This is a genomic window from Gordonia sp. CPCC 205515 (assembly GCF_048537925.1).
GTDB lineage: Bacteria > Actinomycetota > Actinomycetes > Mycobacteriales > Mycobacteriaceae > Gordonia.
In genome coordinates, this window is the sequence record NZ_JBCLVJ010000015.1 from 61,333 (window position 1) to 75,788 (window position 14,456).

Here is a 14,456-nt window from a genome sequence, read left to right on the forward strand (position 1 = left end):
CTCATGTTTTGAACTGACTCGCGGGTATACCCGCCAGTAACCTTTGGAGTAGTACAAGTGTTCACTCAAACACCCCCACGACGAACCCTTAAACCCGCTGATGAGACGTCGTTTTCGGGCCCGAAAAATGGCCGAACGAGCGCTCGGGAAAACCGTTATGAAATTGTTATGTGATGCGGCACACTGTCGTGTCGGCGTCGGCATACCCGCTGCTCACGAACACCGGCGACCGTCCGTAGGGTGCAGGTCATGGACTCGTGCGTGTTCTGCGACATCGTCGAGCAAACGGCCCCATCGCGAACCCTGTATGCCGACGACGATGTGGTCGCCTTTCTCGACGTACGACCGATCACTCGCGGGCACACCCTGGTGGTACCGCGCACCCACTCGTCGGGGCTGGCCGATCTCCCGCCCGCCACCGGTGGTCTGCTCTTCGCCGCAGGTCAGCGACTTGCCGCAGCGATGAAGCGGAGTTCGCTGGCGGCCGACGGGGTCAACCTCGTCGTCAACGACGGCCGTGCCGCCTTCCAGACCGTCTTCCACACCCATCTGCACGTCGTACCGCGCCACGACGGCGACAAGTTGAGTTTCGCCAAGGGTCTCGTCGTGCGTCGCGACCCCAACCCCGACGAGACCGCAGCGATCCTCCGCTCGGCACTGGCCACCCCGACGAACGAGGAACGATGACCGCCGAAACGACCATCCCGGACGCTGCCGTGGCGGCGGTCCGCGACGCCGAGTGGGTGACGGTGTTCACCGGCGCCGGGATGTCCGCCGAGAGCGGCATCTCGACCTTCCGCGACGCCGACACCGGCCTCTGGGAGCGATTCGACCCGGCCGACCTGGCCACGCCGCAGGCCTGGGCGCGCGACCCGGCACTGGTGTGGGGCTGGTATCAGTGGCGGGCGCGGCTCGTCCGCGACGCCGAACCCAACGCCGGACATCACGCGCTGGCCGACCTCGCCTCCGACCGAACCGTCGGCGTGGTCACCCAGAACGTCGATGACCTGCACGAACGTGCGGGCAGTCACGTCGTGAGCCACCTGCACGGCAGTCTGTTCGCACCGCGGTGCAGCAATTGCGGAACGCCGTATCACGGGGTCGACGCCGACCCCGACCGCGCGGTCGAGGAACTCCGGGTGGAACCACCCGCCTGCCCGGTCTGCCTGTCCCCGGTCCGGCCGGGGGTGGTCTGGTTCGGTGAGGCCCTCCCCGAGCGGGAGTGGACCCGCGCGGAGAGCGCGGTCGCGGGCAGTGACCTGATGATCGTGGTCGGCACGAGCGGCATCGTCTACCCCGCCGCCGCGCTGCCCGAGCGCGCCGTCGGACGCGGCGTCCCGGTCATCGAGGTCAACCCCGAGCCGTCGGCGCTCAGCAGCACCGTGACCCATCGCATCGCCGCGCCCGCCGCCGTCGGCCTGCCCGCGCTGCTCCGCGCGGTCCGCGGTGCGTAGCCGTCGACTGGGCGCCGTGTCCAGCCCGGTGGGTGGCTACTCCCCCGCGCCCAGGTCGATCGGCTCCCAGTGTTCGCCCGTCCGGACCACCGCGCCCGCCACCGGCGGGGTGACCGATCCGGGTTTCACCCCGCGCCGTTCGAGCGCCTCCCAGAGGCCGTCGAGCGCGCGCTCGGAATCGAGTTCGAACTCGGATTCGCGCACCCGCCAGAACTGCCAGCCGCAGCGCCGTAATTCACGTTCGCGCTCCATGTCGGAGCGGGCCTGGGCGCCGGTGGTACGGAACGAGTCGCCGTCGCACTCCACCGCCAGTCGCGCATCCGAGCCGGTGACCACCAAATCGATGACACGGTTGTTGACGGTCACGGCGGGCACGACGTAGTAGCCACGTTCGACCAGCCGGTTGAACACCTGCTGCTCGAAGAGACTCGAAAATGGTTGCTGCCGAGTGGTGTTCGAAACGTCGGTGGGCATCGGCTGGATCGACGGCCCCTGGTTGGCCTCGAAGTAGCTGAGCAACGAGTACCGTAGATCGCTGGGCCGCAGGTCATCTCGGGAGATCGAACCGAAGAGCCACATCTGATCCATCGCGCGCGACGCCGCGACGTTGATCCGTCGTTGAGATTCGGCTCGGGTCAGCGGTGCGATGGACTCCGGGTCCGAGACGACCATCGACAGCAACATCACCTGTCGCTCGTCGCCCTGGAAGTCGGGCGGGGTGCCGACCCGGATGCGCCGCTCGCGCCAGTCGTCGTCGCCGACGACCTCTCGCAATCGTCGGGTGATCTCGTCGCACTGCTTGGCGCCGGACAGCGCGATGACGCCGAAATCCATTCCGTCATAAGCGGAATCGTTCAGACACGAGGAGATCGTGTCGACGATGGCCTCGGCCTCGGCGGTGTTCACCAGGCCCGCCCCCTGACCGGTAGCACTGCCGGAGACGGCGACCGTCCGCAGCGGTGGGAGTCGGTCGGCACCGAACTGCCGCACCGGGATCAACGGGGCTCCCGCATAGAACTGGCGGGAGGAGAACTCGATGATCTCCGGCATCGACCGGAAGTGTTCGCGCAGTCGGATCAGGTGGCCGAACCGGCTGCGCAGCAACGAGAACAGGCTCGACCGTGGCGTGAGGCCGTCGCGGAGATAGTGCGGTAGGTCCGGCAGGTGCGAGTCGAGCTTGGCGAAGGCGTCGTCGAGGGTGGTGCCCGACAGTCCGATTGGCGCGCACTGCTGATCGTCGCCGACGACGATGACCCGCGGCGCCAGCCACAGCAGGAAGGAACTGGTGATGTCGGCCTGGCTCGCCTCGTCGACGATGACCACGTCGAAGGCATGCCGAATCGGCGCGACGGTGTCGGCGACCTGGCTGATGGACATGATCCAGCACGGCACCGCCGCCTGCGCCTGCTCCATGGCCGAGCGCGCGGCGGCGCGGAATCGGCCGGCGTACTTGCCCGATCCCTTACCGAGGTTGATCATGTGATCGCGGTAGGACTGCAGCGCCTGCACCTGTGCGATGCTCATCCGCTCCAGGCAGGCTCGCCAGGCATGCAGCGCGGTGAGCCGCGTGGTGAATTGCGCGATGTCCGCGTCGTGCTCGTCGAGTTCTGCCTGCAAGCGCTGCTCCAGCCCGGGGTCGGACCGGTCGACCGCCCACGTGTACGCCCGGCGCCAGGACCAGGCGCCACCAACCTCTCGCAGCCGGACCGACCAGACAGGCTCCGAATGCGTCTCGCGCAGCATGGTGTACAGCTCGGGCGCCTTGCTTCGCAGCCGGAGGCTCAGCAGGTCGAGCGCGACCTGGTCGTCGCGTTCGGCACGCGCGGCATTCCACGCCCGCCGCGCAGCCTTGATGGCACCGGCGTCGGCGGTACCGAGCGCCGCCACCAGCGCATCGCCCTCCGACGAGGGTCCCTGCTCGACCTCCGAGGACAGGCGGTAGGCACACTCGGCGAGTTCATGTTCGGCAAGGACCGCGTCGTTGGTGGCGGCGATCGCACCCGCCTGCCGCGCGACCTCGGTCAATTCGGCGACGCTGCGTGGCCGCGGACCACCGGGACTGATCGCCTCGAGTTCGTGCACCAACCGGTCTCGCCCGGTGATCAGGTCCGAGATCCACGCCAGTTGGGCGTCGAGTTCCACGAGTCTGCTCAGCTGCGCCGACCGCGAACCCGAACTGTCCACCGGCACAGCAAGATCGGCCAGCACCCGACGAACCTGGGTGACGGCGTCGAGAACGGCGAGGTGATCGGCGACCAGCGCCAGCGACGCGCTGTCGGTCGGTGCTCGCCCGTCGACGGTCGCGCGGACCGTGGACTCCTCGACCGCACGCTGCTCGGCAGACCGCAGCAACCGCCCACGCCATCGCCCGCCACCTATCAGGTGGTCGGCGGCTCTCCGGAAGACGGCTTCGTCGCCAGGACCGGCACCCTCGACGTCGACCAGGTGCGCACCCAACGCCCGATCGCGCTCGGCGGCATCGCCGATGATCGACGGCAGCCCGGACACCCGCGACCAGAGATGTCCGGACTGTCCGTCGAGCAGCCGATCGGCGAGATCGACCATGACCGGCGGGAATCCGGCGACCTCGGAGGCCGCCCGACCGAGTTGCTCGCAGATCTCCCGGATACGGACGAGGCGTGCACTGTCGACGTCGTCGAGGATCGACAGCAGCGAGCCGCTGCCGACCATGGGTTCGTGCGGGCGGGCGGCGATGCGGGCGCAGACACGGTCGAGTTCCCCCGGATCGGGCAGGAACTCGGCGAGGTCGGGCAGACGTTGTCCCATCCGCGTCGTGGATCCGCCCGTGGTGCCGACCAATTCGCGCAGCCGCTCGAACTCGTCCGCGGACAGTGGCGGCGCCACGCCGTCGAGCGGTCCGGGCAGCCAGTCGTAGCCTGGCGCGTCGGTTGTGCACTGTCGTACCACTTCGGCCGCGGTACCCCGGTAGTCGCCGGCGACCCACTCATGCACCTCGGTCTCGGATTCACGTGCCGTCCAGAGTTCGCGCAGCACCCGCTCTCGCTTCCCCAGCGCCTGTTCACGTTTGGCGCTCAGATCGGCGATCTCCGCGGCGACGACCCGGGGCTGATAGGTCGCTTTTCGTTCCGCGATGGCCTCGACACCGGCCGCGGTGACATCGAAGTCGTCACGCCCCACGTCGGCGATGGAGACGGTCAGATCCCGCAATTCGGCGGGCAGCATGTCGCGCAGCACCCGCAACGCCTGGGCCTTCTCGCTGGTGACCAACACCCGCTGCCCCTTGGCCAGTAACGCGGCAACGACATTGGCGATGGTATGGGTCTTGCCGGTGCCGGGTGGTCCCTCGACCACGACGCCGCTGTCGACCCCGAGCTGGGTCAGCACGTCCCGTTGCTCGACGTTCGACGACAACGGATACAGCGCGTCGGCGACCAACTCGTCGGCCGGCAGCGCGCCGGCCCGGGCGAGTGCCGCCAGCCGTTCGGGTGCCTCGATCGGAGCCACCAGTTGCGCCAGCCCGACCGGCGGTTCCTCATCGGACGAACGCAGGTCGGCGAGGATCGCATCGTAGAACGCGAGCGCGGCCGCGACCCCGCGTCGCCGCAGGACCAGCGCCGGCCGCAACTCGGTCGAGACGCGCACCACCGAGTCGTCGACACTGACCTCGCGCAGCCAGCTGTCGAGCTGGCCGGCGACCGGGCTGCCGAGCGGACTCGGGAGTTCGGTGAGCTTGCGCCGCACCTTCACCGCGCCGGACAGGTCGATCCCGTCGACCGGCGCGAGGAGATGGATGTCGTGGACCATGGGCCGGGCGCCGGTGGCCAACAGCACGCGCACCGCACCGGTCTCGACGTCCCGTTCGGCGACGACCTGCTGGGTGATCAGATGGTCACGCACGAGCGGGGTGTCGACGTCGGCCTGGGTGACCGTGACCAACGCGTTGGCCAGGACGAGTTCCAGCGACTCCGGCTCGTCCTGCAGGTCATCGACCAGCGCGGACACCGCGTCGAATCCATCGGCGTCGGGTTCGGCCTCGAGAATCAGCTGACCGGGCGCGGCGCCGGTGCGCACCGGCAGGGCTGTCGACTTGCCCACCCACACGACACCCGGATGTTGTTCGACGTCGGTGACGATCTCGGACCGCGCGCGCACGATCTCACGGAGGTATCCGAGGAGTCGAAGGACGCGATCATCGGCGAGATCGTCACCTGATGTCGAGGACTCGTCGGCCATGCATGAAAACGCTACCAATGCCGGCAGCGATTTGCGTGCGCGCTACTGCTGCGTCGCGGTACGCATCGCGGAGTAACCACCATCGACGTAGTGGACGTTGGTGTACCCGAGATCGGCGATCTCCTCGGCGATGACCGATGCCTGCGATCGCACGGAGACCACGGCGATCTCGGTGTCGCGATCCCGGACCATCGGAAATGTCCCCGACGGGGTGGGCGTGAACCGCGAGCGGACCTCGGTCGGGTCGACGACGACTGCACCGGGCACACTGCCCTGATGCCGCATGACCTGCGGGCGCGCGTCGACGATCACCGCGTGATCGTGTGCGCAATGCTGCATGGCGTCGGTTGCTGTGATCGAATTCACCACTGACACTGGTGACTCACCTGATTTCCCTGTTGCGATGTATATGAAAAACCCTCTGCCGCACAATCTTTCCGCGCAGAACGAAGGGACGTTCGCAGAACGCTGGTTGCGTCCCGTGAGGTCTATCGGACCCCCGGGAACCAATGTTACGGATTCATATCACTGGGGCAAGCTCGTCACCTGCAGCCCCCTGAATTAACAGGAACACCACAGGGTCAGGAAGCTCTGGTCTCAGCCTCGGCCGCGGCCGGCAACCCGCGGGGTACCGCGTTTGCCCCAGCTGTCGCCGCGTTTGCCGCCGTCTCGGCCATGTCCGCCGCCGCGCTGGCCGTGGCCACCGCCGCCACGATTGGCTCCGCCTCGCTGCCGCGGTGCCCCTTGATCGCGTCGGATGTCGATCGCGTTCTTCCCGATCCGCGTGTGCCGCAGCGCGGAGAGCGTCTCGTTGTCGAGATTCTCGGGCAGTTCGACGAGCGAGAAGTCATCGCGGATGCTGATGTTGCCGAAGTCGCCGCGAGTGAGCCCACCCTCGTTGGCGATTGCACCGACGATGGCACCCGGCGAGACCTTGTGCTTGCGACCCACCGCGATCCGGTAGGTGGCGAACTGACCGCCGCTCGACCCGCGCGGGGCGCGTTCGCGACGCTCGCGCCGCTCTCCTTCCGGCGGATCCGGCGTCATCAGGAAACCGCCGTCACGGGTCTCGAGGGCGAGCGCCGCGGCGATGTCGGCCATGGCCACATCTTTGTCGCGCGCGTAATCCTCGATGAGCTTGCGGAACAGGTCGAGGTTGTCCGAACCGAGGTTCTCGGTGATGGAGTCGGCGAACTTCGCGACACGCTGCGCGTTGACGTCATCGACGCTGGGCAGCCCGATCTCGGTGAGCGTGGACCGGGTGGCCCGCTCGATCGACCGCAGCAGGTGCCGTTCGCGCGGTGACACGAACAGCAGGGCGTTGCCCGACCGTCCGGCCCGTCCGGTGCGACCGATGCGGTGCACGTACGACTCGGTGTCGTGCGGGATGTCGTAGTTGACGACGTGCGAGATCCGGTCGACATCGAGGCCGCGGGCGGCCACGTCGGTGGCCACCAGGATGTCGATCTGCCCGTTCTTGAGTTGATTGATGGTGCGCTCGCGCTGTGCCTGTGCCATGTCGCCGTTGATCGCGACCGCGGAGAATCCGCGGGCCCGAAGTTTCTCGGCAAGTTCTTCGGTGGCCGACTTGGTGCGGACGAACACGATCATCGCATCGAAGGTCTCGACCTCGAGGAATCGGGTCAGCGCATCGAGTTTGCGCTGATGCGACACCTGCAGATAGCGCTGGGTGATGTTCTGGGCGGTCGCGGTCTTGGCCTTGACCGTGATCTCCTGCGGATCATTGAGATACTTCTGCGCCAGTCGACGGATCGCGCTGGGCATGGTGGCGGAGAAGAGCGCGACCTGCTTGTTGTCGGGGGTCTCGGCCAGAATCCGTTCGACGTCTTCGGCGAAGCCCATGGTGAGCATCTCGTCGGCCTCGTCGAGCACCAGGAAGTCGAGCTCGGAGATGTTGAGGGTGCCCTTGTCGAGGTGGTCGATGACCCGGCCCGGTGTGCCGACGATGACCTGCGCGCCTCGCTTGAGACCGGCGAGCTGCACACCGTAACTCTGGCCGCCGTAGATCGGCAGCACACGCACCTGCGGCAGGTGGGAACTGTAACTGCCGAAGGCCTCGGCAACCTGGATCGCCAGTTCGCGGGTCGGCGCGAGGACCAGGGCCTGCGGCCGCCGCTCCGCCGGGTCGAGCCGCGAGAGGATCGGCAGCGCGAAAGCCGCCGTCTTGCCGGTACCGGTCTGCGCCAGGCCGACCACGTCACGCCCGGCCATCAACGGCGGAATGGTCGCCGCCTGGATTGGGGACGGCGACTCGTAGCCGATGTCGGCGATGGCCTGCCGAACATGCTCGTCGAGCCCCAGGTCGTCGAAGCTGCCGACAGTGTCTTCGGCCTCGTCGGGCCGCCCGTCGCTGGATGCGCTCATGCTCGATCAGTCTCGTTCATCATCGACAACTGTAATCGGCAGACGCCGTCTTCGAGGAATCTCGCGCGGGTTGCCCATACCCGCGCCGCGCGAACAGTGCGAAGTGTGAATCAGGCCACTCCCGTGCTGGTAGCCTCGATCCCACTCAGCGGACGTTGGTCGGTGTCGATACAGGCGCGGTGATGTCCGTTATGTCCGTTTGGCTGGCTAACGTTTTGAGGGAGCGCACCCGTGGAGCAGTACTCAACCCCGGCGAATTTCACCATCGAGGACAAGGCGACGACGGTCGATGCCATCCTGCGCTATCGATCGCAGCGGCCGACGATGCCGCTGTTCAAAAAGCGGTCGGGGGGCACGTGGGTCAATGTGACCGCCAAGCAGTTCGCCGACGAGGTCGATGCGGTGGCCAAGGGACTCATCGCCTCCGGGGTCGCACCCGGTGACCGTGTCGCGATCTTGTCGTCGACCCGCTACGAGTGGTCGGTGCTCGACTACGCGATCTGGCGGGCCGGGGGCACGACGGTGGCGATCTACGAGACCTCGGCGCCCGATCAGGTCGAATGGATCCTGACCGACTCCGGCACCTCGATGCTCGTCGTCGAACTCGCCGACCATCGCAAACAGCACCGGTCGGTGATCGACGCGGCACCCGACCTGCGCGAGACCCTCATCATCGAGGACGGCGCCATCGCGGCGCTGACCAAGCGCGGGGCGCAGGTCGACGACGCCGAACTCGAGTCGCGACACGCCAACGCGGTCTCCTCGGACCCGGCGACCCTGATCTACACCTCGGGCACCACCGGCCGCCCCAAGGGCGTCGTACTCACCCACGCGAACTTCCTGGCCGAGGCCGTGTCGGTGCGGGAAGCGGTCGGGACACTGCTCGAAGAGGGCAAGTCGACGCTGCTGTTCCTGCCGCTGGCACACGTGTTCGCCCGGGTCGTCGCGGTGTCGTGCGTGGAGACCGGCGTGATCCTTGGCCACACCAACGACGTCCCGAATCTCGTCGCCGACCTGGCCGTGTTCAAACCCGACTATGTGCTGTCGGTGCCGCGCGTGTTCGAGAAGGTCTACAACTCCGCCAAGCAGAAGGCCTACGACGGCGGTAAGGGCAAGATCTTCGATCGCGCTGCCGACACCGCCATCGCCTACAGCAAGGCCCAGGAGGCCGGCGGGCCCGGTCTCGTGCTGAAACTGCAGCATGCCCTGTTCGACCGGCTCGTCTACGGCAAGCTGCGCGACGCACTCGGCGGCAAGTGCGAGGGCGCACTCTCCGGCGGCGCACCGCTCGGTGCGCGTCTTGGTCACTTCTTCCGCGGCGTCGGCGTGCCCGTGTACGAGGGCTACGGCCTCTCCGAGACGACGGCGGCGGTCACGGTCAACAGCGAAGACCAGCAGCGGGTCGGCTCGGTCGGACGACCCGTCCCCGGCGTGTCGGTGGCCATCGCTGACGACGGCGAGGTGCTGCTCAAGGGACCCGTCGTCTTCAACGGGTACTGGCACAACGAGAAGGCCACCAACGAGGCGATCGTGGACGGCTGGTTCCACACCGGCGACGTCGGCAAACTCGAGGACGGATTCCTGTTCATCACCGGACGCAAGAAGGAGCTGATCGTCACCGCCGGCGGTAAGAACGTATCGCCGGCGCAACTCGAGGACACCATCCGCGCCCATCCGATGATCAGCCAGTGCCTCGTCGTCGGCGACAACAAGCCGTTCATCGCCGCACTGATCACCTTGGATCCCGAATCCGTCCCGGGGTGGCTGGAGCGCCACAACCTCCCGGCCGGCACCACACTCACCGACCTCGCGCAGAACAAGGACCTGCTCGCCGAACTCGACGCTGCGGTGAAGGACGCGAACTCCAAGGTGTCCAACGCGGAGGCGATCAAGAAGTTCTCGGTGCTCGACACCGACTTCACCATCGACTCCGGGGAACTGACGCCCACATTGAAGTTGAAGCGCAACGTGATTCACGACGGGCACAAGAAGGCGATCGCCGATCTCTATACCTGAGATGTCCTACTGTCGGTGAGGTGACCCCCACCCCCGATCGTCATCGACCGGAGTCGCTCGGCGACCACTCACTGTGCGTGCACGGCGGAAACGCGCCCGCGGACACGGGCGCGATCCGTACCCCCATCACGATGGCGAACTCGTATGAGTTGCCGGAGGACCCGTCGACGATCGATTGGTCGGGTACCGACCGGCTGTTCTACACCCGCAACACGGGCGCCAACCAGCTTGCGCTCCAAGAGAAGTTGGCGGCGCTCGAGCATGGTGAGGACGCCGTGGTGCTCGCGTCGGGGGTGGCGGCGCTGCACGCGGTGTTCTTCACCCACGTGCGCGCGGGCGACCACGTCGTCGTCTCCGACAGCACCTACGAGGCGACGTGGAAGCTGTGGTCGTCGCTGCTGCCGCGCAAGTACGGCATCGAGGCGACCTTCGTCGACGTCACCGACCTCGACGCGGTCCGGGCGGCGCTGCGGCCGACGACCCGACTGGTGATCACCGAGACGATCGCCAACCCCACGACCAAGGTGGCCGATATCAGCGCCCTTGCCGAGATCGCCCACGCAGGGGGCGCGCTGCTTCTCGTGGACTCGACCTTCACCCCGCCGCCCCTGTACCGGCCGCTCGTCGATGGAGCCGACCTGGTGGCCCATTCGCTGACCAAATACATCAACGGTCACGGCGACGCGATGGGCGGCGCGGTGATCGGCCGCCGCGAACTCATCGACCCGATCAAGGCCGAGGCCATGGTTGATGTGGGCGGTGTGATCTCGCCGTTCAACGCGTGGTTGATCGCCCGCGGATCGATCACCCTCCCGCTGCGGCTGGCCCAGCACCAGTCGACCGCAATCCACCTGGCGCAGCTACTCGAGAATGACGAGCGCATCGCCTACGTCGCCTACCCGGGACTGCAGTCCCATCCCCAACACGGTTTGGCGGCGGGGCAATTCGGTGGACGTGGATTCGGCGCGATGATGGCGTTCGCCGTCGACGGCGACCCGGACACGCAGAACCGCTTCGTCTCCCACCTCAAGGTGATCACCTCCGCGGTGTCCCTCGGACACGACGAGTCGCTGATCGTGCACGTCGGCACCGACGGTCCGCGCGTCGCCGCCTACCCCGCAGAGTTCCGGCGCTGGGGTCATCTGCGCTTCTCGGTCGGCCTGGAAGATCCTGCCGACCTCGCCGCCGACCTCCGAGCCGCCCTCGACGCCACCTTCGCCTGACCCGCCGACAGCAACCACTTCCGCGCCCACAGCAACCACTTCTCCGCCCACAGCAACCACTTCCGCGCCCACAGCAACGGACTCTGCTCCCCACAACAATGTTGTGCACAACATAATTGCGCTACACTCAACCCATGAGCGTTGCCCCACTCGATGAACAACTCTGCTTCGCCCTGTACACGGCGTCGCGGGCGGTCATCGCCGCGCAACGCCCCGGGCTGAAGGAGTTGGGCCTCACCTACCCGCAGTACCTGGCCATGCTCGCCTTGTGGGAAGAGGACGAACTGACCATCGGTCAGCTGTGTCGCCGACTTCATCTCGACTCCGGCACGGTATCCCCGCTGATCCGCCGCCTCGAAGGCCTCGGCTACCTCGTTCGACGCCGATCGGTCGACGACGAGCGGTCCGTCACCGTCGCGCTCACGCCGGAGGGAATCGCCCTGGGCGCGCGTGCCGACTGCGTCTACGACTCCCTCGTCGACGCGATTTCCGACGCCACCCAAGAGGATTCCGGCCACGACGGAGCCGTCGACGTGGACGGCCTCATCCAACTTCGGTCCGCACTGCACACCCTCACCGAGGAACTGCGCCGGCACATGGACGCAGCCGAACCAACGAAAGGAAACGCATCATGAAGGCCATCTACACCGCTGAGGCACTCGCCACCGGAGACGGACGCAATGGGCACGCTCGCACGTCCGACGGAAAGCTCGACGTCGACCTGGACATGCCCAAGGAACTCGGCGGCTCCGGCGTCGGTACCAACCCGGAGCAACTGTTCGCCGCTGGCTACGCAGCATGCTTCCACAGCGCACTCCGTCTCGTGGCCGGACAGGCCGGCGCCGATGTCAGCGATTCGGCTGTCGGAGCACGGGTTTCACTCGGCAGCACCGATGCCGGCGGATTCGGGCTCGCCGTCGAACTCGAGGTCAGCCTGCCGAACGTCGATGACGCCACCGCCCAGTCACTCGTCGAGAAGGCCCACGAAGTCTGCCCGTACTCAAATGCCACGCGCGGCAACATCGACGTCGCGCTGTCGCTGGCCGACGACTGAGCACCGAGAGGATGACCTCGATGGCAACCCCTGAACCACGTTCGCGGCGGATCGCCCGCCTCACCCTCGGCGCAATCCTCACCACCGCAGGCGTCGGACATATGACGTTTCAGCGCAAGGAGTTCCAGGCCCAGGTGCCTGACTTCGTGCCGCTCGACCCAGACGTCACCGTCATCGCCTCCGGCGTTGCCGAGGTCGGTCTCGGAGCCGGGCTCATCGCCCTGCCGAAGTATCGGCGCCTCCTCGGCACCACCGCGGCAGCATTCTTCGTCGCCGTGTTCCCCGGCAATATTCACCAGTACCGCAACAAGATCGACGCGTTCGGACTCGACACCGATGGCAAGCGCCTGGGCCGCCTCTTCGGGCAACCGGCCCTCGTGGCCGCGGCGTTGTACGCACGCGGCTGAGAACCGCAACACGTTGCGCATCCCTGCTCCCCTCCTCCGCGGGGAGCAGGGATTGCTACAGGTCGAGGGTGTTGACCACCCATCCCGACGCGACGAGTCGCGGCACCCGGCGTCGCTCTTCGGGTTTGCCCGGTGGTCCGGTACTGGGCGCGGATTCGACTGTCCGCGAGTTCTTCTCCTTATCCGGTGGGCGGTCCCGTTCCCGCAATCGGCGGGCCAGTTCCGCCCCGACGATCCCGTTGCGGTTGACCTGTGGCTTCCCGCGGCGTCCGTCGCGCCCGGTGCGCACCCACGCGGGACGCCCGGCATCGGGTCCCTCTTTGATGATGTGGGTCGACCACTGACCTGGCTTGTCACCGACCATCCGGTTGTGTTTGCCGCACGCTCCTGCCAGGTCGATGACATCGGTGAACCCGCCCTGCGCCCAATCCTTTTCCGCATGATGAGCTTCGAGATGAGTGAACGGCTGCGTGCAGTTCGGGCAGGTACACACCGCGCCGTCCCGGGCGAACAGCATGAACCGTTGTGCCTGGTTGGCAAACCTGTGGGCCTGACCCAAATACAACGGCTCGGCACTGTGATCTTTGAAGACTGCGAGGTGTTGTTGTGCGTCGGCGGCCAACTCGATCACCTGCGAGATCGGCAGCAGCGCACCGCTGGCGGTGGTGGCCACCCCGGCCTGTGCCCGCAGGGCGGTGTCGGTGATGGAGATGATCAGATGCGGCGGCAGGCCTCGATGACTTTTCCCGAGGACTCCGCCGTTGACGACCGCATCCAACAGTGCGTGCAGCGCATCGTGATTGCGTTGGGCGGGGGTGCGGTAGTCCCGCTCGGCCGCCTTCTTCAGCACCTCCAGGTCGACGTCGTCGCTGCCGCCTTTCGGCGAGTCGGGATCTCCGGGCATGTTCATTCCGGGAGCCGCCCACGCGGCCAGGACGACGTCGAGCAGCGCGCGGGTGACCGGGTCGAGGCGTCCTTCCAGACTGCTCATCAAATCGGCGTCCTGCTTCGAGAGTTCCAGGCTGCGCCGTCGGGCTCGGTCCTTGTCATCGGCGAGTGTGCCGTCGGGGTCGAGGTGTGCCAACAACTCCGCACCCAGGACAATGAGTTCTTTGGGTTCGTGGTCGCGGGCGTAACCGGCCATCACCTCTTCGGCTTTGTCCCGCAACTCGGGTTCCACCGCGGCGGGGATCTTGTCGAGAATCTTGATCACCGTCAACGCATGCTCGGGACCGATCGCCCCCTCGGCGAACGCCGCCGCAAGATTCGGGAACTTCGGGTCCAGGACGTCCCCGGTCAACGAGTACATCGACAACAACGCCGCCATCAACTTGCGGCGTCGACCCGGATCGGTGATCCGCAGGTGCAGCACCATGAAATCGGTGAGCCGGCTGTAACCCTCGCGCTCCACTACCCCGCGGTCCGAGCAATCCATCACCCGCCGCAACCCGACATAGGCCAACCGCCGCGCCGAACGTTCATGGGACTCGGCGACCGCCAGCACCTCATCAGAGCCGGCAGACGTCGTCGATGAGGCCGCGATCCGATCCAGCACGTCGTCGAGTTCCCGGTAGAGCCCGACAATCTCCGCGCCGGAGTCGCCACTCTCATTGCTGCTGGTCATCGAGCCTCACCCCTCAAATCGCTCGAACTGATGTTCGATACTTTACCTCGCTCAAACGTTCGAGGCAAGGGGTTTCGG

Annotated in this window: 11 protein-coding genes; 7 read left to right on the forward strand and 4 right to left on the reverse strand. The window is 66.9% G+C overall.

Annotation, left to right across the window (positions count from 1 at the left end; genetic code table 11):
• Positions 1-249 precede the first annotated feature (249 nt).
• Together AAFP30_RS21880 and AAFP30_RS21885 are read left to right on the forward strand one after the other, a co-directional pair.
• On the forward strand, positions 250-687 hold the full coding sequence (locus tag AAFP30_RS21880) for an HIT family protein (protein ID WP_419232124.1): 438 nt from the start codon (positions 250-252) through the stop codon (positions 685-687).
• Positions 684-1,454: an SIR2 family NAD-dependent protein deacylase gene (locus AAFP30_RS21885; RefSeq protein ID WP_419232125.1), complete on the forward strand. Its 771-nt coding sequence runs from the start codon at positions 684-686 to the stop codon at positions 1,452-1,454. Before AAFP30_RS21880 ends, AAFP30_RS21885 begins: the two co-directional genes overlap by 4 nt.
• A 36-nt stretch (positions 1,455-1,490) precedes the next feature.
• Here AAFP30_RS21885 and AAFP30_RS21890 read toward each other — a convergent pair whose 3' ends face one another.
• From AAFP30_RS21890 to AAFP30_RS21900, 3 genes are all read right to left on the reverse strand, one after another.
• Positions 1,491-5,669, reverse strand: a complete 4,179-nt coding sequence (locus AAFP30_RS21890; protein ID WP_419232126.1) for an AAA domain-containing protein — start codon at positions 5,667-5,669, stop codon at positions 1,491-1,493.
• A gap of 42 nt (positions 5,670-5,711) precedes the next feature.
• Complete coding sequence (locus tag AAFP30_RS21895; protein WP_419232127.1) at positions 5,712-6,044, reverse strand: rhodanese-like domain-containing protein; 333 nt, start codon at positions 6,042-6,044, stop codon at positions 5,712-5,714.
• Between the two features lie 222 nt (positions 6,045-6,266).
• Positions 6,267-8,054 carry a DEAD/DEAH box helicase gene (locus AAFP30_RS21900; RefSeq protein ID WP_419232128.1) on the reverse strand — a complete coding sequence of 596 codons (1,788 nt, stop codon included), beginning with the start codon at positions 8,052-8,054 and terminating at the stop codon, positions 6,267-6,269.
• Positions 8,055-8,285: 231 nt separating this feature from the next.
• Here AAFP30_RS21900 and AAFP30_RS21905 point away from each other — a divergent pair, with 231 nt between their 5' ends.
• The 5 genes from AAFP30_RS21905 to AAFP30_RS21925 all read left to right on the forward strand — a co-directional run bounded on the left by AAFP30_RS21905 (position 8,286) and on the right by AAFP30_RS21925 (position 12,754).
• The gene (locus tag AAFP30_RS21905) at positions 8,286-10,070 is read left to right on the forward strand and encodes an AMP-dependent synthetase/ligase (RefSeq protein WP_419232129.1); all 1,785 of its coding nucleotides are present in this window, start codon (positions 8,286-8,288) and stop codon (positions 10,068-10,070) included.
• A 77-nt stretch (positions 10,071-10,147) separates the two neighbouring features.
• The gene (locus tag AAFP30_RS21910) at positions 10,148-11,293 is read left to right on the forward strand and encodes a trans-sulfuration enzyme family protein (protein WP_419232180.1); all 1,146 of its coding nucleotides are present in this window, start codon (positions 10,148-10,150) and stop codon (positions 11,291-11,293) included.
• A 134-nt stretch (positions 11,294-11,427) separates the two neighbouring features.
• On the forward strand, positions 11,428-11,928 hold the full coding sequence (locus AAFP30_RS21915; protein ID WP_419232130.1) for a MarR family winged helix-turn-helix transcriptional regulator: 501 nt from the start codon (positions 11,428-11,430) through the stop codon (positions 11,926-11,928).
• The gene (locus AAFP30_RS21920) at positions 11,925-12,347 is read left to right on the forward strand and encodes an organic hydroperoxide resistance protein (protein WP_419232131.1); all 423 of its coding nucleotides are present in this window, start codon (positions 11,925-11,927) and stop codon (positions 12,345-12,347) included. The genes AAFP30_RS21915 and AAFP30_RS21920 overlap by 4 nt, the downstream gene beginning before the upstream one ends.
• A gap of 20 nt (positions 12,348-12,367) precedes the next feature.
• Positions 12,368-12,754 (forward strand): hypothetical protein, encoded by a 387-nt coding sequence (locus tag AAFP30_RS21925; protein WP_419232132.1) that lies wholly within the window; start codon positions 12,368-12,370, stop codon positions 12,752-12,754.
• A gap of 55 nt (positions 12,755-12,809) precedes the next feature.
• On the opposite strand, the gene AAFP30_RS21930 is transcribed toward AAFP30_RS21925, so the two are convergent.
• Positions 12,810-14,378, reverse strand: a complete 1,569-nt coding sequence (locus AAFP30_RS21930) for a DUF222 domain-containing protein (protein WP_419232133.1) — start codon at positions 14,376-14,378, stop codon at positions 12,810-12,812.
• Between the last annotated feature and the right edge of the window lie 78 nt (positions 14,379-14,456).